2 rRNA genes are annotated in these 435 nt (G+C 53.5%); both read right to left on the bottom strand.

The features are described from left to right. Positions 1-3: 3 nt before the first annotated feature. Positions 4-120: ribosomal RNA gene (gene rrf / locus AB4124_RS34125) — 5S ribosomal RNA — on the bottom strand. A gap of 66 nt (positions 121-186) precedes the next feature. After that, positions 187-435 (bottom strand): 23S ribosomal RNA (locus AB4124_RS34120); the annotation flags it as partial.

Below are 435 nucleotides of genomic sequence, written 5' to 3'. Positions count from 1 at the left end.
TTCGCTTGGCGACGTCCTACTCTCCCGGGACCCTTCGGTCCAAGTACCATCGGCGCTGGAAGGCTTAACGGTCGTGTTCGGTATGGGAACGCGTGGAACCCTTCCGCCATCGCCACCAAACGGTTCAGATGCTTGATCACCTGAAAACTAGATACGAAACGAAYTTGCARCACATTGAAATATGTTTTGGATAAGCCCTCGACCGATTAGTATTGGTCAGCTCCATGCATTGCTGCACTTCCACCTCCAACCTATCTACCTCGTGGTCTTCAAGGGGTCTTACGARTTGGGAAATCTCATCTTGAGGGGGGCTTCACGCTTAGATGCTTTCAGCGCTTATCCCTTCCGTACGTAGCTACCCAGCCATGCTCCTGGCGGAACAACTGGTGCACCAGCGGTACGTCCATCCCGGTCCTCTCGTACTAAGGACAGCTC

It is taken from the genome of Paenibacillus sp. 2KB_20, assembly GCF_052115765.1.
Classification (GTDB): domain Bacteria; phylum Bacillota; class Bacilli; order Paenibacillales; family Paenibacillaceae; genus Paenibacillus_AQ.
The sequence above is the reverse complement of the archived record's forward strand: the minus strand, read 5'-3'. Positions and strand labels throughout refer to the sequence as shown.